Origin of the sequence: Burkholderia sp. WP9 (genome assembly GCF_900104795.1) — a bacterium.
In the GTDB taxonomy this organism is placed as follows: Bacteria; Pseudomonadota; Gammaproteobacteria; order Burkholderiales; family Burkholderiaceae; genus Paraburkholderia.
On record NZ_FNTG01000002.1, the window covers coordinates 1,092,232 to 1,113,473 of the forward strand.

Below are 21,242 nucleotides of genomic sequence, written 5' to 3' on the forward strand. Positions count from 1 at the left end.
CCGAGTCAAAGGAAAACACCATGCAACACTATGGCCTCGCGAATGTCTGGGAAAACGGCGATATCATCACACGCTGCATTCTGAGCGCGCTGCTCATCATGTCGGTCCTGTCGTGGACGGTGATCCTCATCAAGCTATGGACCATCATGCGGATCAAGCGCGTGACGCGCCAGGCCGAAGCGCAATTCTGGAAAGCCGATCGTTTCGAAGACGGATTGCGCAGCCTCGGTGCGCACGCATCCGGGTCGACTCCCCGCGACAATCCGCTTCTCGCGCTCGCTCTCGCCGGCGAGGAAGCCGCTGCCCACCATCAGCAGACGCAATCGCATCTGCACGACCGCATCGACGTATCCGACTGGATTACGCGCCGCCTGCAGGACACGATGGACGACGCCATTGCACGCATGCAAAGCGGCCTCGCGGTGTTGGCGTCGATCGGCAGCACCGCGCCCTTCGTGGGGCTGTTCGGGACCGTCTGGGGCATTTATCACGCGTTGATCCTGATTGGCGAGACGGGACAGACGTCGATCGATCATGTCGCCGGACCGGTCGGCGAGTCGCTGATCATGACGGCCTTCGGCCTGTTCGTGGCGATACCGGCGGTGCTGGGATATAACGGCCTGACCCGCGCGAACAAGTCGATCGTGACGAGACTCAAGCGTTTCGCGCATGGACTGCACGCGTATTTCGTGACCGGTTCGCAACTGCCGTCGAGTACCGGCCCTGACATGCGTATCGTGCCGCGCGGTGCGCCCCCGGCGGCGAGCGGAGCGAATGACGGCACGAGCGACGACACACGCGATGGAGCGCTCAAATGGCAATGACCCCGTTCTCCGACGACGACGAAAGCGGCCTGATGAGCGAAATCAACATGACGCCGCTTGTCGACGTGATGCTGGTGCTGCTGATCATCTTTCTCGTCACCATTCCGGCCATGCAGCACGCGGTGAAAATCGATCTTCCGCAAGCGAGCAGCCAGCCGGACAATGTCAAACCCGCGCATCTCGACGTCGCCGTGCAGGCGGACGGCTCGATTCTCTGGGACGGCCATGCCGTGGCGGACGATGTTTTGCGCGCGAGGATCGCCGAGGCTGCTCGCGCAAAACCTCAACCCGAACTGCATTTACGGGCCGACCGCAAAGTGCCCTACGAGCGCGTCGCCGACGTGATGTCGGCTGCACAGGCCGGAGGGCTGACGAAAATCGGCTTCGTGACTGATCCCCGGGCGAAGAAGTGAAGACCACCGCACTTGCGCTGCCTTGCGCTGCCTTGCGCTGTCTTGCGTTCGCGCCGCCGCGCGGCGCATGCCACGTTCACATAAAGGATGCCTTAACGAAGTCCAAAGAATCTCTGAATTCAAATCGGCATCCGGCTCCGCTATCGTGGCTGCATGAAACCAGGAGCACCGGACCATGCAAGCCTTGATCTTCGACGTCGACGGCACGCTTGCCGATACCGAGACCGCTCATTTGCAGGCCTTCAATGCCGCATTCGCCGAAGCGGGTCTCGACTGGTTTTGGGACGAGCCCCTTTACACGCGCCTTTTGAAGGTGGCGGGCGGTAAGGAGCGCCTGCTGCATTACTGGCACGTCGCCGATCTGGAAGAAGCGGACGGCACGCGCGTGAGCGACGTGATCGACGCCGTGCATGCGATCAAGACGCGCCATTACGCAGCGCGCGTGCGCAATGGCGGTTTGCCGTTGCGGCCAGGCATTGCACGTCTGATTGCCGAGGCGCATGCTGCCGCTATTCCAGTGGCGATCGCCACGACCACGACCCCCGCAAACCTCGATGCACTACTGCAAACACCGTTCGGACCCGCGTGGCGGACCCGCTTCGCCGCAATCTGCGATGCCGGCACGACCCACGAGAAGAAGCCCTCGCCCGAGGTCTACCTCGGCGTGCTTCGGCAACTCGGGCTCAAAGGTTCGGACTGCGTTGCCTTCGAGGACTCATCGAATGGTCTGCGCGCGGCACGCGCGGCCGGCGTTCCTACGATCGTGACACCGACCGCGTACACGTCGCAGGATGACTTCGACGGCGCATTGGCCGTGCTGCCCGACTTGGGTGAGCCGCACGCGCCGATTCCTTCGTTGGTCCCGAATGAAGAGGCTCGCTGGGTCGATCTGGCCACCTTGCGTCATTGGCATCGCCACGCGCTGACCGAGTCGGCCTGAACATGCATCAGGAACTTCTCGTGAAAGGCATGCGACCCAAAGCCGTACTGATCGATCTCGACGGCACGATGGTCGACACCGCGCCGGACATCGTCGAAGCAGTCAGCCAGATGCTCGAGGAGTTCCGTTCGGCGCCTTTGCCATTCGCGACTGTCAGCGGCTTTATCGGCAAGGGCGTGCCCAATCTGGTTCGACGCTCGCTGGAAGCGGCTGGCTTGGCTCGGCGCGTCGACGCCGAACATGCGGTGAATGTGTTCCATCGCCACTACGCGCAGACCAATGGACGCCTTGGCCGCGTTTTCCCCGATGTGGGGAGTGGGCTCCGCGAGTTGCAGCGGCTTGGATACCGGCTTGCCTGCGTGACCAACAAGCCGAAGGAACTCGCCGCGCCACTGCTGCTCGCAACGGGGCTCGCCCGCTACCTCGATGTGGTGGTTGCGGGGGATTCTATCGACAAAATGAAGCCCGATCCCGAACCGCTGTGGCACGCGTGCCGGCTGCTCGACGTGGAACCTGAGCACAGCGTATTGGTTGGTGATTCGCCGGTCGATGTGAGTGCCGCGCGAGCGGCCGGTCTGCCGGTGTTCATCGTAAGCTATGGCTATGCCGGGCCGGCGGGGTCGGCGGCGCTGGAGTGTGATGGTTTGATCGATTCGCTGATGGCGATGCCCGCGATTCTGGCGTCGTGGGGTGTGGGTGGTAGGGGTCAAGGTCGTCGGGGAGAAACTTGAATGGATTTAGATTCGGTGAATTCGTTAGGCATCTTAATATAATGCGTCGGCAAGATTTATTTCCCGCTTTCGCACACTGTGTCGCCCCAAAAGAGGGGCGGCAGGGATTCGTGTGAATGCCTGCCGCCTGGTCAAAGCGGTGGGCGTGGTGTTCGAGCGCTTCGCGCTCAGACTGTAGTCGAGCGGTAGAAAGTGGGTCGATTACTGCCTCATGCAACCGGTATAGACTGCCCGACTCTCGCGTAGTCGCGATCGGCAGCACGCGACCCGAAGCGGTCATCCGTTTTGCTTCAAAGCGGTCATTCGGTGCCAAAGACGCCCGCCCCATCTAGCATCTCGACTAGTCCTTCCGGATAGATAGTCTCGCTGGTGCTAGACAGTTCCTCCCGGCTCCACCATTTGTGATCCGCCATGACTTCCATCTCTTCCGCAGTCCAACCGTCGCGTGAAATGGATTCCGTTTCAGCGTTGACGACGAAATACTGTTCGACCGCGAGCACATGCTCGCCGTCCGGTAATTGCAAGGGCACTTCGCGCCGGCCGACCGGGTGGGATACTTGCGCATTGCGAATGCCTGTTTCCTCACGGAGCTCTCGTATCGCTGCGTCCGCAAACGTCTCGCCGTGCTCGACACCGCCACCCGGGGTTGCCCAGTAGGCCTTTCCAGCGAGCGCCCCAGACTTATGCGCGAAACGGAACAACAACACGCGCCGCTCTGGGGTGGTGATCAGAAGCCTGGCCGAGGGCCGCCCGCGCATAGATTTCACGGATTTCTCGTACAGAGAATCAATATAGCCGCCATGCCCGGACATTGGCTTGACTCCTACGCGGACGAAGCCAAGCGACTCATAGTAGGCACATAGCGCGGTGTTTCTCGCGTCGCAACCAAGTCGAACAAAATGTCGGTTCAGAATGCTGACTTGGTTAGCGCACCAATCGATCATGAAACTCCCAAGTCCAAGGCCGTTAAAGCCTTTTCTTACAGAAAGTCCATGCACGTAACCCGCGATTGGCTCTTGAGGTCCCCAGTACACTTCATCATCCCAATCCAGAGAAAACGTCCCCACGGGCATGCGGTCCTGCTCCACAACATACACCGCTCTGCGTGAGAGACTGTTTAGCACCCATCCTTCGGAAAAGCCATCTCCTTCCTTGCCCCATGCATAGTCGCCGTGAGCCACCTTTTTCGCATGCGCGTCGTTCCGGATCTGTGTAACAGCCGGTACGTCATCGGCTGTTGCTCTGCGGATGTTTTTTGAGGTCATCGTTTAGGGCTCCATCCGTTGTGAAGTTGGTCAATTCGATCGCCGTCGCCAGATCTGTCGAATCCCAGGTAGCGAAGTGGTCGGCGATCGACTGTCGCCGACCCAGGCGACGGTGCCGGACGTCTCCATGTGTGGGCAGAACTCAGCCCGAAGGTGATTAGATTAAGTCGACGTCGACGTGTGAGTCGCCGCGTGGCCCGGTCACTGGTGACCCTGCATCACTACTGCGTTTGTTTACCGTCCACTTTCCTTTCACGCCATAACCGGAGCAACTCCTCTTGGTCGCCGACCCGCCCTTCAAAAGTGGGAACGCCGTCTGGAATCAAAAACCATGGCTGTTTGCTACGCGTAAATATGTGCGCTATAGGGGTAAATTCGCTTTGATTCATTAATGTCCCCGGTCTGACTATCGCCAAATGGGGCTGATCATTTGGCTCTGCCCAAAGCCGGGTGTCACAGCGCGGACATGCCTTGCTACGCCGCTGCCCACGACCAAAGTCAAATATCAGCATGATCGGCTCACCTTCTACAACATGCAAATCGGCTCGACGGACCCACATCACAGGTAGCGCAGCGCCGCCTGTTCTGTGCTGACATATAGTGCAATGGCAAACATAAAAAGTGAGCGGCTCATGCCTGAGCTCAAACTTAATCTGACCACAGAGGCAGCCGCCGATGTAGGGTGCGGGCATACGAGGGCTCCTAGATGCCGCGGGTTGGAATCGGTGAGTTTTGTTAGCCCGGTATGTACATGAGCCGGCGACGAATTGTCGACGATCCGTTGACAATTGTCGAACGCTCACTTCTGGGCCGATCACTGCCCCATGCGAGCGGCATGGACTGCGCGAATCTCACACCGCCGCAAGCTGACCAACCGTCGATAAAAAGGTGCTCAGTGCTGAAGGTTTATCCATTTCTGAGCAAATTCGTAATTAATGCCCTGCCATACGAATGTCCGCGCCCCAACTACGAGGCAAGCTGTAAATACGATTAGCGCCGCGATAAAAAGAATCTTGGTGACCCGTCCCACGTCATTTCCCTCATTCACGCTCTGTTCGGAATTCTAAACAAAGACATTTTCTGCCACTTGTCTTGCGAGGAAAAAAGTTGAGCACGCGTGGTGAGGAATCGCAAGCCCGGTTACCTCATCGATCGTGGACGAGCAAACGCTCGCAATGGCCCTCAGAAAGAATGCTCACGCTCACGACACGCCGTCGAGTTGAGGCTGAACGGTCGGTATCGGTGCAGCGCAGTTAAAGTCACCGGAAGCGAATTCAAGGAGGCCCCTCGTTGGCGGGGGCCATGAGGTACGAAATCACCGTGTTTCTGTTAGTACGTCACAGAAGCCCCACTGCCAGTAAAACTGTGCTGGGTAGGAGCGTCATTTGCGTAGTCGGAAACGGCCTGGATGATGTTCACGATCTGCTGCGGCAACCTGCCGCCGCTGACGGCGGTCATGGCAGTACGATCCATCTCAACGGCGACGGGGAGGTCCTTGATTACTAGCGTGTTCATTTCAATTCTCCAAGCGTAAGTTAGTCAGTCAGGATGTCAGAGTGACTTTGAGGGTGTCGGCACTCCTTGATGAGGATTAAGGCAAAGGGCGTGCCATCCGGTGGCACCTCGCCAAGCGATCACACAACCACTTGAAAATATTAAATTTTTAATGGCGACTAGTGCGAATGGTAGACAGAGGTGCGCGCGGCGGTCGGTGGTTCGGACCCAACTGTTCGTCTGGCGCTGTGAGTAAGATCGCGACACATGCGGTTCGCTTACGTATCCCGTGTTTGTACGATTTCCTCGAGGCTTAGAAGCCGATCGAAGCCGGGCGCGCCGCATAGTTACCCCGGTCGAAAAAGAGTTCGGGCAATGACCCGGTCCATTCTGGATATCGTTTCCTTTTCAATGCCACGGGCAGTCAAGCGTCAGGACTATCCCGCGCCGCCGACGCCCCTTCCTCGGGAAATCCCTCCCCTTTTATTCCCATCTAATGGGAATATGTTTTTTGAAATCCGAGAATCGTCTGGCATTCTGAGTTCTTGATGGATTGTGGGTGGCGTGATCGTGAACGTGGAACAGGGTGTGACAGGGGCCGAACGGGTGTTGCTGGTGCTGGCTGCGCTCGCCAGTCATGGCAAGGCGATGTCGGTCAAAGATCTGCTAGCCGTGACCGGGCTTGCGCAAAGCACGCTGTACCGTCAGATCGCGCTGCTCAAGCGTTGGGGTTTTGTCGCCGAAAACGCCGGATACTACGCGCCCGGTCCGATCAGCTTGCAACTCGCGCTTGGCTTCGATGTGAATTCGCTGCTCGTCGAAGCGAGCCGCAGTGAGATGCAGCAGCTCGCGCGTGTGTCGCAGGAAAGCATTGGACTGGTGGTCGCGGTCAGGCATCAGGTGATGTGCCTTGAGATGGTCGACAGCCAGCATTCGTTGCGCTGCTCGTTCGAGAAAGGCCGCGCCGTGCCGCTCAAGGCGGGCGCCTCGGCGAAATCCCTATTGGCATTCATGGCCGACAGGGCGCGCGCCGAAGTGCTCGACAGTGTGTTCGACAACGACCCCGTCGGCCGTGCCGCGATCGAAGCAGAGCTTCAACAGATTCGAGCCCAGGGCTACGCCGTTAGCGACAGCGAAGTCGACCCCGGCGTGTGGGGCGTCAGCGCCCCGATCTTTCATCACAGTGGACGCGGCGCCGGCAGCAGCGCGTCGATCACGTTGATGGCGCCATCAACGCGCGCCATCGGACGAGAAAGCCAATTCATCGACGGGACGCTACGTACGGCCCGCGCCATTTCCGAGCATATGCAAACCGAGTAACGGGACGAAGCTTTTCAATTTCATCCTGCAATTCGGGATCCGAATTAACCGCATGACTTGAAAGAACCACAAGGAGCCTACCCCATGAAGCTGCAACGACTGTTGTCCCTCGCATGCGTCACGTTCGCCGTGACGTTGGGCGGATTTTCCGGCGCGGCATCAGCACAAACGCCGGATGTGCTGAACGTCGCCACCGACGCCACTTTCCCGCCGATGGAGTACACCGAGAACGGCGCGCGCACCGGCTTCGACGTCGACCTCATGAATGCGCTCGCGAAAGCGATGGGTAAACGCGTGCAATGGACCGACATTGACTTCAAAGGTCTGATTCCAGGTTTGATCGCGCATCGCTTCGACGCTGCGATTTCTGGCATCTACATTACCGACGAGCGCGCGAAAGTGGTCGACTTCACCGATTCGTACTACGCGGGCGGTCTGGCCGTGCTGGTCAAGAGCGATTCACCGATCAAGACGGTGACCGATCTGAACGGCAAGAAAGTCTCGGTCCAGGTAGGCACGAAGTCAGTGAGCTTCCTGCGCGATAACTTTCCGCAGATCAATCGCGTCGAGGTCGAGAAGAACCAGGAAATGTTCGACCTGGTGGGGATCGGTCGTGCCGACGCTGCTGTGACGGGTAAGCCGGCCGCGTATCAAGTCGCGAAAACGCGTACCGGCTTCCGCGTACTCGACAAAACGCTGACCACCGAAGCCTACGGCATCGCCGTGCGCAAAGACGAGCCGCAATTGAAGACCTCCTTCAACACCGCGCTCGCCAAGATCAAGGCTGACGGCACGTATGCGGCGATCGTCAAGAAGTGGTTCGGCGCGAGTGCGCAATAAACGGCCGGGCAAACGAAATGGAACTTGACTTCTCGCCAGTGATTGCCGGTTGGCCGGACATCATGCACGGCGCGTTGGTGACGGTCGAAGTGACCGCCGCGTCGCTCGCGCTCAGTTGCGTACTTGGCCTGTTGATCGGCATCGGCCGCCTGACGCCGCAGCGGCGCATCGTGTACGGCTTCTGCACCGCGTACCTGACGTTCTTCCGCGGCACGCCGTTGCTTGTGCAACTCTTCCTGCTGTTCTTCGGCCTACCGCAATTCGGCATTCTGCTGCCGGCGTTTTTGTGCGGCATGCTGGGGCTCGGCCTGTATTCGGCGGCTTACGTATCGGAGATCGTGCGCGGCGCAATTCAGTCCGTCGATCGCGGCCAGATGGAAGCGGCGCGTTCGATTGGGATGTCGCCGGGGCAGGCGATGCGCGCGATCATTCTGCCGCAGGCTATCGTGCGGATGATCCCGCCGCTTGGCAACGAATTCATCGCGTTGATCAAGAATTCGGCGCTGGTGTCGCTGCTGACGATCGACGATCTGATGCATGAAGGCCAGAAGATCATCAGCGTGTCCTATCGTTCGCTCGAAGTGTATCTCGCTATCGCGCTGGTGTACCTCGTGTTGACGCAGGCGACCAATTACGCGCTGCATCGCGTCGAACGTCGTTTGCGTGTGGGAGGAATGGTGCAATGAATACCGTGGCCAAAGTCAATGAGCCTATCGTCAGCATTCGCGGTCTGACGAAATCGTTCGGCTCGCATACCGTGCTCAACGGCATCGATTTCGATATTCAACCGCAGCAGGTCGTGGTGGTGATCGGGCCGAGCGGCTCGGGCAAGAGTACATTTCTACGCTGCTGTAATGGACTCGAACAAGCAGAAGGCGGCACGATCGACATATGTGGGCATCGGCTAGTCGACCAGGGCGAGATGCTCAAGGAGCGTTCGCTCAATGCGCTGCGCACCGAAGTCGGCATGGTGTTTCAGTCGTTCAATCTGTTTCCGCACCTGTCGGTGCTGCATAACATCACCGTGGGGCCGCGCATGTTGCGTGGCGCCAGCAAGGCGCAGGCCGAATCGGCTGCGATGGCGTTGCTGGAGAAAGTCGGGCTCGCGCACAAGGCGCATGTGATGCCGGCGAGTCTGTCGGGCGGTCAGAAGCAACGGGTTGCGATTGCCCGCGCGCTAGCGATGCAGCCGCGGGTGATGCTGTTCGACGAGCCGACGTCCGCCCTCGATCCCGAACTGGTCGGCGAAGTGCTGCAAGTGATGAAGCTGCTCGCAAGCGAAGGCATGACGATGGTGGTGGTCACACACGAAATGGGCTTCGCGAAGGAAGTGGCCGATGTGGTCGTAGTCATGGATGGCGGTGTGATCGTCGAAGCGGGGCCGCCCACGGAGATTTTCTCAGCGCCCTCACAGCCGCGCACACGCGCATTCCTGCAGGCGGTGTTGTCACGCGCATGAGAGTTCCATTCGACGACAAGGTGTGGGCGGGCCGTTCCGACGACGGCGAGCCCGGCGACACGCGGCGTGTTTTCAATCAGGTGACGCCGTTCGGCAGCGCGGTGCAGGTGCAGCGCGATGCGCCGGTAATCGTAGGCTTCTGCTCCGATGAAGGCGTGCGCCGCAATCAAGGCCGGATCGGCGCAGCGCATGCGCCCATCGAATTGCGCCGTGCGCTGGCCGGCTTGCCAGCCAAAACGGCGATGGCGGCACTTGCCGACGCAGGCGACGTGGTGTGCGACGACGGCGACCTCGAAGCCGCGCAGGCGGAACTGGCCCATGTGGTCAGTGAGGTGCTGGCGGGCGGCGGACGCCCGCTGGTGTTTGGCGGCGGTCATGAGGTCGCGTGGGGCACGTATAGCGGTTTGCGGCTGCATCAGCAGCGTGAAGCCGAGAATGAGGCCACGCTGCTCATATCGCGCAAGCTGCTGATCATCAACTTCGACGCTCACTTCGATCTGCGTCAGAAGCGTCCCGCGAATTCCGGCACGCCGTTCGATCAGATCGCGCTTGACTGTGAGCAACGAGGGGTGCCGTTCAACTATGCGTGCTTCGGCATCAGCGATCTCAGCAATACAGCTTCGCTGTTCGCGCATGCGGAGCGACTCGGCGTGCACTACGTGTTCGACGTCGATATGCAGGAAACGCAACTGCCGCAGCGTCTGAAAGAGCTTCAGAAGTTGCTGGACGCGGCGGACGACGTCTATCTGACGATCGATCTCGACGTCTTGCCGGCCGCCACGGCGCCGGGTGTGTCGGCGCCCGCTGCGCTGGGCGTACCGCTGTCGGTGATCGAAGCGATGGTGCTGCGCGTGCGGGCTTCGGGCAAGCTGCGCGCGGCGGATATCGCGGAGTACAACCCCACGTTCGATCAGGACAGGCGCACCGCGAAAGCGGCCGCGCGACTGGCGTACCGGTTGCTTTAAATCACGTCATCACGCTCACCGTATCGCGTGAGTAGTACAGACGTCGCCGGATCCCTGAACTGAATTTAGCAAGTTCTGCCGCTTGCGTTGATGGTCACAGTTGAAAATCGGTTAATTTGCGGCTCGATGAACGTGAGCCGGGCGAGGAACTGATCGATTGTTAGCGATCTTGGGCCTGATGTCGAACGACCCCTCATGGCCGATCGCTACCGCACTGCCCAGCACCCTCACCCGACAAACCAGCCTCATCCTGACGAAGCTTTTCCATACGGATCAACCGCTACATGTCACGCCAGCTATCCGCGCAGCACATCCGCCACAACGCCATCACACTTTCTTGTCTTCACGTTTAGCCTCCGCCATGGCCTCCGGCTCCAACTCTTCCGCCGACCGATTCAGGTGGACGAACACGCCCCATGACGCAAGCAGCAAGGCTGTCGAAGCAATCAGCCAGGCCGCATACCGAAGCTGCGAGGGATCCTGGTGCAGCGCTTTGAACGTTGCCACGAGCCCTTCAATGGCAAGCGCGACGACGACAACCACCAGGAATCGCGACATGAAACGCCGTACCCGCGTCGGCGCGCTCACGTCGGCCTCGCGTATGACCTCTTCCTCTACGATCGTCTCGGCGATCTGCAAGGCGACAACGGCCCCAGCCAGCAGCCCCAAAGCTTCAATGACGGATAGCGCGCTTGCCTCGTCCCATTGACTCGCAAATGCACTCAATCCGACGCGAGCGGCAATCGCAATCAACATCAGCGCCGCGCAGGTGAAGAGAGCCGCCATCAGCCCATGAACGATCGTAAAGAACCGCAAAAGTAACTTCATTCTTTTGGCTCCCTTGAATTGCAAGTGAGTGGTCCATGCCGTGTTCCATCGACTCCTGAACGGCGCGGCGACGAGGGCTGATTGTAGAGGCGGAACGGATGGGCCTGACAATGGGGCCAAACCCGCGGACCAAACCCGCGCCTCACGAATTATCGTTCCGGCCACCAGCGTGCGCGGATGCAACCGCCTTGCAATTCGTCCCTGACGTGGCGGACATGCAGCACACTCGCCACGAAGGTCCGTCCAACGATCAATATGCGAGACCCAAGCTGACTGCCCATCCTTTAACGTGGTGACCAAACACATAGGCTGCGCCAACTCGCAGGCGTTTCGACTGTGCGTCCTGGCTCGAAAGAGGAACTTCAAATCCGCCCCCGACGTTGGCTAGTGTTGAAAAACCCAGCGCGCCGTAATTGGGTCCGAAAAATCCGCCATATCCCGCATTGACAACGTAATTCAGCGGGCGCGCAAATAGCCGGGCACCCGTCGGCCCCGAGTAAGACGACTGGATCGACCATGAACCCGCTGTTTCCCTGAACCGGAGTAAAGGATCCGACTCGTCAAAGCTGGAGACCCACGACCATGCAATATGCCCGCGAATAGTCAGCGTCTGTGCCTGCGCTATATTCGCCGTCCATTCGAGCGCTGCATTCGGCGTGATCAGCCATGCATTTTCGTGCCAGTTAAGCAGGGGTCCGTCGGTAGCGGGTTTCAAGCTAGTGGCCGCGCCTGCATACGAAGCGTCATTGAGCAGCCTGGCGACGCTGAGGTCGAGGCCGGGCTCGAATGTAAACCCATAGCCGAGTTTGCTTTTCAGGAACAGACCGCCCGTCGCGCTGAAGGCCGACCACCTGCTTACGATGCTCCCTGCCGCGCCGTTTGGCGCATTGATCATGAAATCAGCTTTTTCATGAAAGTAACCACCGGACACTCGCCAGCCAATACTGTTGCGATCGGAAAAAGTGAGCAGACTGCCCTCGTAGGGGATTCGGGTGACAGTAAGCGATTGCGGAACGGCACCGTCCGAAATGTCGAGGTGCGCGGAGCTGATGTCCGGGGTCGCGCTCAAATTGACGATTTGCGAATACCCGAACCGAGACGTGCAGCGCCGATGAGGTCCCGGGTGGACTGCGCAACGGCAGGGGCCGCGCTGGTGACAACGGAAAAAACGAAGAGAAACTGGGCCACACAGACCGGCGCAACGCTACATTGGGTTTGAGCCGAAGATCGCATGCGGGGTTCTCTCCGTGTGGCGAATGAATACGCGCTAGGTATTCAATGTACCGCATGCAATGTACCGCATGGATCCGGGCGAAGTCATTGAACTAGAAAACGGCGCGTTCACCGGGACGGCGCACTCGGCTCATATGTGCTTCAGTCATGCCGAAGGTATTTCAAGTCTGAGAGCTGATTCGCGGGGAAAATGGACTCGGCGAGTTCCCGCAACCTCAATCACCATCCAGCAGGCTGTTGAATCAATCGGATGCGTTACGTTTTAAGCAATGACCATCAAATCACGCTTATTTCGCGTGTGCGGCAATCCTCTCCCTGTTCCTTGCGTGATCTCGGCTTTTCTATGGCGGACTTTAGGCTCGATATCCGCTTTGCTTTGCGTCGCTAAATGGTCTACTGGCATCGCCGCGATTTACTTGTATTTATTTGCGTGAGCCAAACGGAAGAGCAGCGTCGCCATTGAGTCTCTTTTGGCATTAGCGCGCCGCCGGCTGATTCACGACTTCTCGCCCACACATATCGGAATGGTCTGCCCGAGGTGGGCGCCACTGTCAGCAATGGACGAACAACGCCACTCCCACTCCCACCCGCAGCGGCGCTCAGAACTGCTCGATCCACGTCGCGAGGCGATCGGCAGAAAACTCTGTTTTATATTGGGTAGGCCGAAACGCGACGGCGTTGCCTTCACGTACCGGCTGGAGCGCGAGGTCGTTCGCGTCCAGCCAAAGCAGGCTTGCCAACCATGCAGCGTGCCGGCTCGATACGGCCTGGTTTGCCGGTTCTCCCAGAAATTCGGTAAGCGCCGCAAGCTCGTCCCACACCAGAGCATCCGCTTCGCGCCTGACCCTGATGCCCGCCTCCTCCAACGTGTCAGCCAGCGCCGCCACAGCGTCGCCACCGCCAGAAACGGCACGTCGGTTACGCAACTCCGCGAGCTTCGCCGACACCATGTTGCCAAACGCCCCGCTCCGGCTACTTTCGGCCGCGACCAGATCCGAGTAGTCCAGCAACAGCCAGTCCGGCTCGGCATTGTGCACGTCGGCGAGCAGTGCGGCCGCGAGGTACGTCTCCACCGGCTGGAAGCGCTCGGGCCCGATCAGCGTGGCGGACAGCGCGCGAATCAGACCGATCCGAGTGGCGAGAGTCTGCTTTTGCAGCACGCCGAGTTTCTCGCGCTGCAAATGGTCCCGCTCCTTGCGCAGTTCGGACAGTTCGAGCGCCTGTTTCAGTTCCATGCGCAACGCTGCAATGTCCCACGGCTTTTTGATGTAGCGGTGGATATGACCGAGGTTGACGGCGGCAACAGTCTGGTCGATCTCCGAATAAGCGGTAGTCAGTATCCGCACGACATGCGGATAGCGCTCGCTTGCATAGCGGAGCAACTCGTTGCCGAACTCGCCCGGCATGCGCTGGTCGGAGACAAGGACGCCCACCGTGTCACCGTGTGCGTCCAGTAACGCTTTGCCCTCTTCCACCGAGTTGCCAGTCAGGACTGGCGCCAGGCTTCCGATGGCACGCTGGAAGTATTTCACGGCCGTGGCCTCGTCATCGACGAAGATGATCGCCGCCGACGACTCCTGTGTGGCTTTCGCTTCGTTCATCAACAACTCCTGTGCGTTTGACCTTTGATAGGGGGGAAATCCAGCATGACGGTGGTGCCAACCCCCGACGTGGACTCGATCTGGAGTCCGCCGCCACAGGACTGCATGACGCGATTGCACAGAATCAGGCCCAAGCCGTTCCCGCCGGATTTCGCGTGCGTTGTAATCGGGTCCGTCAACAGGCGGGCCTTTATCTCGGGCGGAATTCCTGGCCCGTTGTCGCTAATGCGAATGCCGGGGCCGGGCTCTGCTGTCACGGTAAAGCGCACCGACGGAGAAGGCACATCCGCCAGCGCGCGCAGCGCATTCGACAATAGCGAAGAGAGCACGAGCGCCACGCAATTGGGCTGCGTCACGACGGGAAAGTCGCCGATGATCTCAACCTGCACCCACGAGCGCTGCGCCGCCGCAAACGGATAGGTGTCGAGCAAAGCCGAGATCAGTCCATGTGCTGTTATCTCGGTACGGGCATCGCCCTCCGCCATTTTCCGGTGCCCATTGTGAACCGATCGCCAGAAGGACGAGACCACCGCAATGCAGTATTGTGCGCTCTCGCGCATCGCTCTAACGGCCCCGGTGATCTCGAGCGGCGAATCGTGCTCCCTGTCGTCGCGATTTTCGATGCTGCTCGCGTTCAACGCGATGGAAGCGAGCGGCGTGTTCAGTTCGTGCGCCAGAAAGGCGAGCGTCTCGTCTATCGCCATCAACCGCTGGTTCTGAATGGCGCGCTCGCGATAGCGCTCGATCGCCATTTGCAGCGTCTCGCGCACGGAAGCGGGCTTAAGCGGTTTTTCGAGGATGCGGAAAACTTCGCCGGTATTCACCGTTTGTAGCAGCACGTCCACGTCTGCGTAAGCGGTGACCAGAATACGAACGATGTGCGGGTATTCCTGCGCCACCTGTCGCAACAGGTCGCCGCCATCGCGGCCAGGCATGCGGAAATCCGTCACCAGCACGGCAATGCGGGCGTTGTCCTGTTGCAGGATAGCAATTGCTTCGTCACTGCTTTTCGCGAGCAGGACCTCATAATCCGCATCGACCGCGCGTGCAAAATATTTGCCCGCCAACTCTTCGTCGTCGACGTAGAGAATAGTGGGCTGCGTCTGCCTGATGTCGTTCATGGGGTTCTCACGGGGCGCGCGACAGATCGAAACTGAACGATGCCCAACTTCCCAGTTCGCTCTCAGCGTACAGCAGGCCGCCATGGCGTTCGATAACGGCATAACTGATCGACAGACCCAGGCCAAGGCCCTGCCCGACATCACGCGTGGTGAAGAACGGCTCGAACACGCGCGCCAGATGCTCATCCGCGATGCCCGGCCCGTTGTCCCGCACCGTCACATGCAGGCGTTGCTCCGACCACTTCACCGAGATGTGAATCGTCGGCCCGGCGGTGCCCGCATTGCGCATGGCCAGCACTGAATTGGAAAGCAGGTTGATCAACACGCCGATAATGGCCGCTTCGTCGCCCAGCACGAGCGTATCCGCGGGAAGGTCACGCGTCACGGCTACACCGCGCAATTCATGCGCGATGAGCCGGATTGCCGAATCGAGTGCCTTTTCGAACAGGAAAGGCGTGCCTGCCTCCGCCTCGGCGCCGGGCCGGCGGTAAGCGAAGGTCTTGAGGTCCGACACGATGTGCTGGATCCGCTGCATGCCCTGCCTCGCGTCGACAAGGCATTCCTGCAGCGTCGGTTCCGTTTTGGTCACGGGCTCCTCCAACGCGACCTCGATCGCCATCAGGCAAAAATTCACCGGGTTGTTGACTTCATGCAACAGGCCCGCGGCCAGCGTACCGACCGCTGCCATTTTTTCCTGCTGCAGCAGTTGGCCTTTGATGTCGAGCAACTTGCTGTTGGTTTCTTCGAGCTGGGCATTCTTTTCCGACACTTCGGTCTTCAGGCGGAACAACATGAAGCGCACCCGCTCATTGAAGAAAGTGTAGACAGCACTGGCGGCAGCGGCGAACAGAAGAAGCAGTACGTTGACGGTCATCGTGCCGACCAGCACGGCGCCATGCGGAGGCAGCAGGCAGGCAAGCAGGTACAGGACGCAGGACAGCACCCCGAAAACCAGGTTCTGCCACAGCCCGAATGGCAACGCGATCCCGGAAGCGAAGATGGCAAGATTCAGACCCATATAGTAGGGCGACTGAACACCGTCGGTCTGCCAGATCATCCACGAAATCATGGCCTGCGGCAGCAGCAGCCAGGAGAGCGTCAACCATGGGGACATGCGTCGGCCCCATGCGGTGCCCAGCATGATCACGATGCCACCGATCAGCAGCGAGACGAGCAGACGCGCGGCGGCGAACGACGTCTGCAGTTGCGGATACTGCGCGTGATCCAGCCCCACGCCCAGCAGGACGAGCACAATGGCCGTATACGCGCCGCCGCGGCTGAACGTCACGCGGAAGTCCGCCAGCTCGGTCTGATAGCCTGTGTGCAGTTGACTGATACTCATGGGTGGGTGTCTGCTGACGTTTCAGAGGATCGTGGCTTCAGCGAACACATTCACCCCGGTCTCGTCGACATAGAGCTTCTGTTCGGTGGACTGTGCGGGCAGCAGCGAGCGCATGCCGCTCTCGTCCCGATAGATCAGATACCACTCGAGCAGATGCTCCATGCCGAACTTCTCGGGGTTCGCCGAGTGGACGTTGGTGACGAGCAGTTGCCCGCCAGGTCGCGTACGCGCAGCGAAATAACTCAACAGGCGCGCGCACACCTTGTCCGATAGATAGTCGAACAGGCCCGCACAGTACACGGCGTCGAATTCCCGCAGAGACGCATCGGGTGTAATTTTGCGTTTCAGCAAATCGTGCACCGATTGATGCACCGTCTCCACCGAAACCGTTTTTCCGGCCTCGGCCGCCGCGCTTTCGATGGCGGCCTTCGTGAAAGCCAGTGTTTCCTCGCTGAAGTCCACCAACTGGAACGACAGCAGATCGGGACGCGCGTATTCGCGCACGAAGCGCTGGATCTCGAAAGCCGGTCCGCAGCCGACGTTGAGTATCCGGAACGGTCTGCCGGCAACGCGCGCCGCTTCGGCCTGACGCGTCAGAAAGTCGATCAGCAGCGTGATCCGGTTCCGGTGCGCGGTCGCCACGGCGGCCTTGAGGAAAGCCGTATTGACGATCTGGAAGTAGGTGGTCGGTCCCTGTTGCGGATCGTTCAGGATCTGGTTGACCATCTCGTAGTCGCCGGCATAGCCCAGCGGCTTCGTAAACGTCCGGTAAACGAAAGGGGCTCGCAGCAGCAACGGATGCAGTGCCGCTTGCGCGTACGTACGATGCACGGGGGCACTGTCTACGTCGACGAGTCCGGCCTCTTCTTCGAGCCGCACGAGGTAGGACTTGACCTTGTGCATGATCGGCGTGGCGAGCTCGTAGAACAGATCCTCGCGCAGCCTGCCGTCGGTCTTTGGCAGGCTCTCGGTGAGATCGACCTGCTCGACCCAGCGCGACACTTCCGAGAGGAACGCGCGCATCTCGTTGACCACGATCTGGTAGCCGCGCCGGATATTGAAGCGCGCATCCCAGTCGCTGATGAAGAGTTCGGCTTCTCGCCCGACCGACCTGGGTTCATTGGACAGGACGCTCAGTTCGCGCCATTCGTCGATCAGCGCCAGCGATACCACCGCCGTGAGGCCGGTGTTCACCAGACTGACGACCACGGCCTTGCCCAGATAGGCGTTCTTGCTACCCATCCGCACGCTCAGCTCGCTTAACACCTCGCTGACCTGCACGATCGAGTAGGGGTTATAGACCTCCATCACCAAAGACTTTCTCTGGAGGTTAATGATCGTCCCACGCACGTGCTCGCGTTGCGAGTTGCGGAAGCTGACTACCGGATCGATTTGCGTTTGAGAGTACACGGTATAAGAACCTGAGGAATCTGGAAAACGCAGTTGGGTGTTGGATGAAGTCCAGTGATTGGCTGCCGCACTTACGACATGGGATACGAGCCGTGGACGTGGATCAAACCAGTGTTGCGCGGGCAACAATAAAACCCTTTGCCAGAAGCTGGCCTCCGGCGAGTCGCAGTGTAACACCAACACCGGTTAATTCTGAACCACGCCAAATTAGCGGGGAAGCACGTCGGCAAGTTTGCCTTACGAGCGCCTACACGCGTTGGAATTGGAGTGTTGACGAGCCGTCTTTCTCAATGGCCGCCACTGTGGACAGGAAGATGATTGCTATAGCGCGAATTAGTCCGCTACGCAATAGCGACGCTCAGCCGCGCTGGGTCTACGAATGTGGGCGTGACTCACCGCGCTATTCCGAAGCCGGCACAAGGGCTCTGGCGGTTCGCTCGGATTGAGCTTCCGGGAATTGACCCAAATAGCTTTAGCTTTCCGTTTTATTACGTGTTAAAAGGCGCCTGCGCGCGCGGGTGAATTACGCAAATAGCATCTTGATTTGACCTTTGCCAACCGTATAACGTCCAATTGCAAAATTGTTAGCTATTGGCTTTGCCGCGCTCTTGGGCCCGATGTGCTTCGAAATACGAATGCCTTTGCCAGCCCTACGGCGCATCTATCCAATTGGACAGCATGCGCCGGCAGGAACGCGCGTGTAAGCACCTCATAGACCGCAGTTCGGCATAAGCAGTGAATCGCGGTATGAAGGACAGTACCGCGCCCACGTCTATGCCGCCGCAGTCAGCCTGGAATCTCGGGCTCGACCAGCTTGGCCAGTTGAACCAGCGACTCTTGCCAGCCGAGGTAGCACATCTCGACAGGAATGACCTCGGGCACGCCCTCCTGCACGACGGCGAGTTCGGTCCCGCAAGACACCTGCCGCAGTGAAATGGTGGTGATCATCTGGCCGGGCAGGTTCGGATCGTCGAACCGGTCCGTATAGCGGATCTTCTCGGACGGCACCAGCTCGAGGTATTCGCCGCCGAACGAGTGACCGTTGCCGGTGCCGAAGTTACGAAAGGACATCTTGAACGTACCGCCCACCCGCGCGTCCATGTGGTGAACCTGACAGGTAAATCCGTAAGGAGGAAGCCATTTTGCCAGCGCATCGGCTTCGAGGAATGCCCGGTAAACGCGCTCAGGAGTAGCGCGCAGGATCCGATGAAGGTTGACGGTTCCGGTAGTCATGGTGTGTTCGCCTTTCACTAAAGAGTTGGACATACTCCTACGACGAACCGGCGCCAGCAATATCGACATGGCAATGACTCGGGAAAACCCGTAGACACCAACGGACTTCACCCGTGACCGTTCCTCCGGCCTGCGGCCGTCACCACATCGGCGGCATGATCCGCGTGATACGACGAACGCACCAGCGGCCCCGCTACCACCTCGCGAAAGCCCATTTTCAAACCTTCGTCGCGCCACGAAGCAAACTGTCCCGGCTCGACGTATCGACGCACCGGCATATGAAAGCGCGACGGCGCAAGATACTGGCCGATGGTGAGGATATCGACATCATGCGCGCGCAAATCGCGCATGGTGTCGATTAATTCCTGGTCGGACTCGCCAAGTCCGACCATCAATCCCGACTTCGTCAATACGGCCCCATTCGCCTGCTTGACGCGCGCGAGCAACGCGAGCGAGCCGCGATAGTCCGCGCCGGCACGCGCGGCCCGATACAGCGACGGCACCGTTTCGATGTTGTGATTGAGCACGTCGGGCCACGCCTGCGAGAGTTCGGACAAGGCCCGCTCCACGCGCCCCCTAAAATCCGGCGTCAGCACTTCGACCCGGATGCCCGGTACACGCTCGCGCAGCAACGCGATGCAACTTGCGAAATGTGCGGCGCCGCCGTCGCGCAGATCATCACGATCCACCGAGGTCACCACCACATAGCGAAGACCGAGCGCCGCCACGGCTTCGGCGAGCCTGCGCGGCTCGCCATCGTCCAATGGCTCCGGCCGGCCGTGCGCGACGTCGCAGAACGCACAACGCCGCGTACAGATACCGCCCATGATCATGAACGTGGCGGTGCGCTGTGCAAAACATTCGCCGATGTTCGGACACATCGCCTCCTCGCACACCGAATGCAATCGATGCTCGCGCAGAATCGCCGCCACGCCGGCAACCGTCTCGCTCATCATCGGCCGCGCATGCAGCCACGGCGGCTTCGGCAAGGCTTCGCCGCCGGCGAGCGGCACGATCTTCACCGGAATTCGCGCGAGTTTGTCGCCACTGCGCTTGCCGTGCTGGCCAAGTGCAGTGACGCTATCGCCATGCAGGGCGGCGTCCATCTCAACGCCCCAGGAAGTCGTTGAGCAGGCGGTTCACCTCCGAGGCCGCCTCCATCTGCACCATATGCCCCTTTCCTTCGAGCACATGAACTCGGATATCGCCCTGGAGTTCCTGTGCGTGCGAAGCCGGAATGATTTGATCCTGAGCACCCCAGATCACCAACGCGCGAGGCACCAACTCCGCAAGCCGGTCGCGATAGCCCGCGCGTTGGACGTCGCCATCGAAAGCAGACGCGGCAATCTTGCGTAGCGTGTCCTGCACGCCTTCGAGCCGCTTGTACTTGACGATGTCCTCCACGAGTTGGCGCGTCACGAGCGTGGGGTCGGCAAACAGCTTCGCCAGGTGCGGCTTGAGCGCGTTGCGATTGCTGCCCTCCGTGAATCCGCTGATGTACCCGCCATTGATTTCATTGCCGAGCCCCGCGCCCGCGATCAGCGAAAGCGACGCGACGCGCGCAGGCGCTCTGGCGGCCACCGTCATGGCCACCAGCGCGCCCATCGAATGACCGACCAGATGAGCGTTGCCGATACCGCGGTCGTCCATGAACGCGATCACGCTGTCCGCCAGTTCTTCCGCACTGCCGGTCTCGACCGCTTTGCCCGATTCGCCGTGGCCGGGCAAATCCAGCGCCCACACGGTGCGATGCGCGGCGAGATCGGCATGATTGAAAAGCCAGTTGTTGAGGTCGCCGCCAAAGCCGTGAATCAGCACCGCGGGCGTGCCGCCATCGCCCAGTTTCAGATAGCGCACGGTGCGCCCGCCGATCTGCGCTTTTTCCGGCTGGGGTCCGGATTCGCCAGCCTCGGCGCTGGCCGGCACGAAGTCGCGCTGAAATGCTTCGACCGCCGCGTCGATCTCCGCATCCGCCGCTTCCGCGTCGGCCACCACGGCAAGCAACGCGCCGATCGGCAGCGTGTCGCCCTCCTGCGCGATCTGCCGCCGCAAGATGCCGTCGAACGCGCACTCGACGCCGGACGAAATCTTGTCCGTCTCCACGTCGAGTATTTCCTCGCCTTTGGTGACCTTGTCGCCGATCGCCTTGAGCCAGCCGTTGACCTGCCCCTGCTCCATCGAAAGGCCCCACTTGGGCATCGTAATCATATGGATCGGCATCGC

At 60.0% G+C, this 21,242-nt stretch carries 21 protein-coding genes; 9 read left to right on the forward strand and 12 right to left on the reverse strand.

Translation table 11 applies throughout. From position 1 onward, the window contains the following. Window positions 1-20: 20 nt before the first annotated feature. From BLW71_RS26175 to gph, 4 genes are all read left to right on the forward strand, one after another. Complete coding sequence (locus tag BLW71_RS26175) at window positions 21-824, forward strand: MotA/TolQ/ExbB proton channel family protein (RefSeq protein ID WP_091803627.1); 804 nt, start codon at window positions 21-23, stop codon at window positions 822-824. Beyond that, window positions 815-1,237 (forward strand): ExbD/TolR family protein, encoded by a 423-nt coding sequence (locus BLW71_RS26180; protein WP_091803631.1) that lies wholly within the window; start codon window positions 815-817, stop codon window positions 1,235-1,237. The genes BLW71_RS26175 and BLW71_RS26180 overlap by 10 nt, the downstream gene beginning before the upstream one ends. A 175-nt stretch (window positions 1,238-1,412) precedes the next feature. Then, complete coding sequence (locus tag BLW71_RS26185; RefSeq protein WP_091803634.1) at window positions 1,413-2,177, forward strand: HAD family hydrolase; 765 nt, start codon at window positions 1,413-1,415, stop codon at window positions 2,175-2,177. Window positions 2,178-2,179: 2 nt separating this feature from the next. Beyond that, the gene (gene gph / locus BLW71_RS26190) at window positions 2,180-2,908 is read left to right on the forward strand and encodes a phosphoglycolate phosphatase (RefSeq protein ID WP_286162107.1); all 729 of its coding nucleotides are present in this window, start codon (window positions 2,180-2,182) and stop codon (window positions 2,906-2,908) included. 299 nt (window positions 2,909-3,207) lie between these two features. Here gph and BLW71_RS42355 read toward each other — a convergent pair whose 3' ends face one another. The 3 genes from BLW71_RS42355 to BLW71_RS26210 all read right to left on the reverse strand — a co-directional run bounded on the left by BLW71_RS42355 (window position 3,208) and on the right by BLW71_RS26210 (window position 5,688). Continuing rightward, entirely contained in the window at window positions 3,208-4,173 is a 966-nt protein-coding gene (locus tag BLW71_RS42355) for a bifunctional GNAT family N-acetyltransferase/NUDIX hydrolase (RefSeq protein WP_286162108.1), read from the reverse strand. A 221-nt stretch (window positions 4,174-4,394) separates the two neighbouring features. Continuing rightward, window positions 4,395-4,865 carry a GFA family protein gene (locus BLW71_RS26205; protein ID WP_091803637.1) on the reverse strand — a complete coding sequence of 157 codons (471 nt, stop codon included), beginning with the start codon at window positions 4,863-4,865 and terminating at the stop codon, window positions 4,395-4,397. Between the two features lie 637 nt (window positions 4,866-5,502). Beyond that, a complete protein-coding gene (locus BLW71_RS26210; protein ID WP_047897880.1) occupies window positions 5,503-5,688 on the reverse strand; it encodes a hypothetical protein in 186 nt (61 codons plus the stop codon). A gap of 549 nt (window positions 5,689-6,237) precedes the next feature. Here BLW71_RS26210 and BLW71_RS26215 point away from each other — a divergent pair. From BLW71_RS26215 to hutG, 5 genes are all read left to right on the forward strand, one after another. After that, window positions 6,238-6,987 carry an IclR family transcriptional regulator gene (locus BLW71_RS26215; RefSeq protein ID WP_091808898.1) on the forward strand — a complete coding sequence of 250 codons (750 nt, stop codon included), beginning with the start codon at window positions 6,238-6,240 and terminating at the stop codon, window positions 6,985-6,987. A gap of 84 nt (window positions 6,988-7,071) precedes the next feature. Continuing rightward, complete coding sequence (locus BLW71_RS26220) at window positions 7,072-7,827, forward strand: transporter substrate-binding domain-containing protein (RefSeq protein WP_091803640.1); 756 nt, start codon at window positions 7,072-7,074, stop codon at window positions 7,825-7,827. Window positions 7,828-7,844: 17 nt separating this feature from the next. After that, window positions 7,845-8,513: an amino acid ABC transporter permease gene (locus BLW71_RS26225; protein WP_091803642.1), complete on the forward strand. Its 669-nt coding sequence runs from the start codon at window positions 7,845-7,847 to the stop codon at window positions 8,511-8,513. Then, window positions 8,510-9,286, forward strand: coding sequence for an amino acid ABC transporter ATP-binding protein (locus BLW71_RS26230; protein ID WP_091803645.1), 777 nt, complete (start codon window positions 8,510-8,512; stop codon window positions 9,284-9,286). Before BLW71_RS26225 ends, BLW71_RS26230 begins: the two co-directional genes overlap by 4 nt. Then, on the forward strand, window positions 9,283-10,251 hold the full coding sequence (hutG, locus tag BLW71_RS26235; RefSeq protein WP_091803647.1) for a formimidoylglutamase: 969 nt from the start codon (window positions 9,283-9,285) through the stop codon (window positions 10,249-10,251). The genes BLW71_RS26230 and hutG overlap by 4 nt, the downstream gene beginning before the upstream one ends. Before the next feature lie 327 nt (window positions 10,252-10,578). Here the strand turns inward: hutG and BLW71_RS26240 are convergent, their stop codons facing one another. The 9 genes from BLW71_RS26240 to BLW71_RS26280 all read right to left on the reverse strand — a co-directional run bounded on the left by BLW71_RS26240 (window position 10,579) and on the right by BLW71_RS26280 (window position 21,239). After that, complete coding sequence (locus BLW71_RS26240) at window positions 10,579-11,079, reverse strand: hypothetical protein (RefSeq protein ID WP_091803649.1); 501 nt, start codon at window positions 11,077-11,079, stop codon at window positions 10,579-10,581. Between the two features lie 250 nt (window positions 11,080-11,329). Then, window positions 11,330-12,148 carry a Solitary outer membrane autotransporter beta-barrel domain gene (locus tag BLW71_RS26245; RefSeq protein ID WP_143048399.1) on the reverse strand — a complete coding sequence of 273 codons (819 nt, stop codon included), beginning with the start codon at window positions 12,146-12,148 and terminating at the stop codon, window positions 11,330-11,332. Window positions 12,149-12,911: 763 nt separating this feature from the next. Then, entirely contained in the window at window positions 12,912-13,913 is a 1,002-nt protein-coding gene (locus tag BLW71_RS26250; protein WP_091803654.1) for a response regulator, read from the reverse strand. Continuing rightward, window positions 13,913-15,034 (reverse strand): hybrid sensor histidine kinase/response regulator, encoded by a 1,122-nt coding sequence (locus BLW71_RS26255; protein ID WP_091803656.1) that lies wholly within the window; start codon window positions 15,032-15,034, stop codon window positions 13,913-13,915. Before BLW71_RS26255 ends, BLW71_RS26250 begins: the two co-directional genes overlap by 1 nt. Window positions 15,035-15,041: 7 nt before the next feature. After that, a complete protein-coding gene (locus tag BLW71_RS26260) occupies window positions 15,042-16,376 on the reverse strand; it encodes a sensor histidine kinase (protein WP_091803660.1) in 1,335 nt (444 codons plus the stop codon). Between the two features lie 21 nt (window positions 16,377-16,397). Continuing rightward, window positions 16,398-17,786: a class I SAM-dependent methyltransferase gene (locus tag BLW71_RS26265; protein WP_091803662.1), complete on the reverse strand. Its 1,389-nt coding sequence runs from the start codon at window positions 17,784-17,786 to the stop codon at window positions 16,398-16,400. 786 nt (window positions 17,787-18,572) lie between these two features. Continuing rightward, window positions 18,573-19,019, reverse strand: a complete 447-nt coding sequence (locus tag BLW71_RS26270) for an SRPBCC family protein (protein WP_091803666.1) — start codon at window positions 19,017-19,019, stop codon at window positions 18,573-18,575. A gap of 107 nt (window positions 19,020-19,126) precedes the next feature. Beyond that, window positions 19,127-20,125: a lipoyl synthase gene (gene lipA / locus BLW71_RS26275; RefSeq protein ID WP_091803668.1), complete on the reverse strand. Its 999-nt coding sequence runs from the start codon at window positions 20,123-20,125 to the stop codon at window positions 19,127-19,129. 1 nt (window position 20,126) lies between these two features. Then, window positions 20,127-21,239, reverse strand: a complete 1,113-nt coding sequence (locus BLW71_RS26280; RefSeq protein ID WP_091803671.1) for an acetoin dehydrogenase dihydrolipoyllysine-residue acetyltransferase subunit — start codon at window positions 21,237-21,239, stop codon at window positions 20,127-20,129. Between the last annotated feature and the right edge of the window lie 3 nt (window positions 21,240-21,242).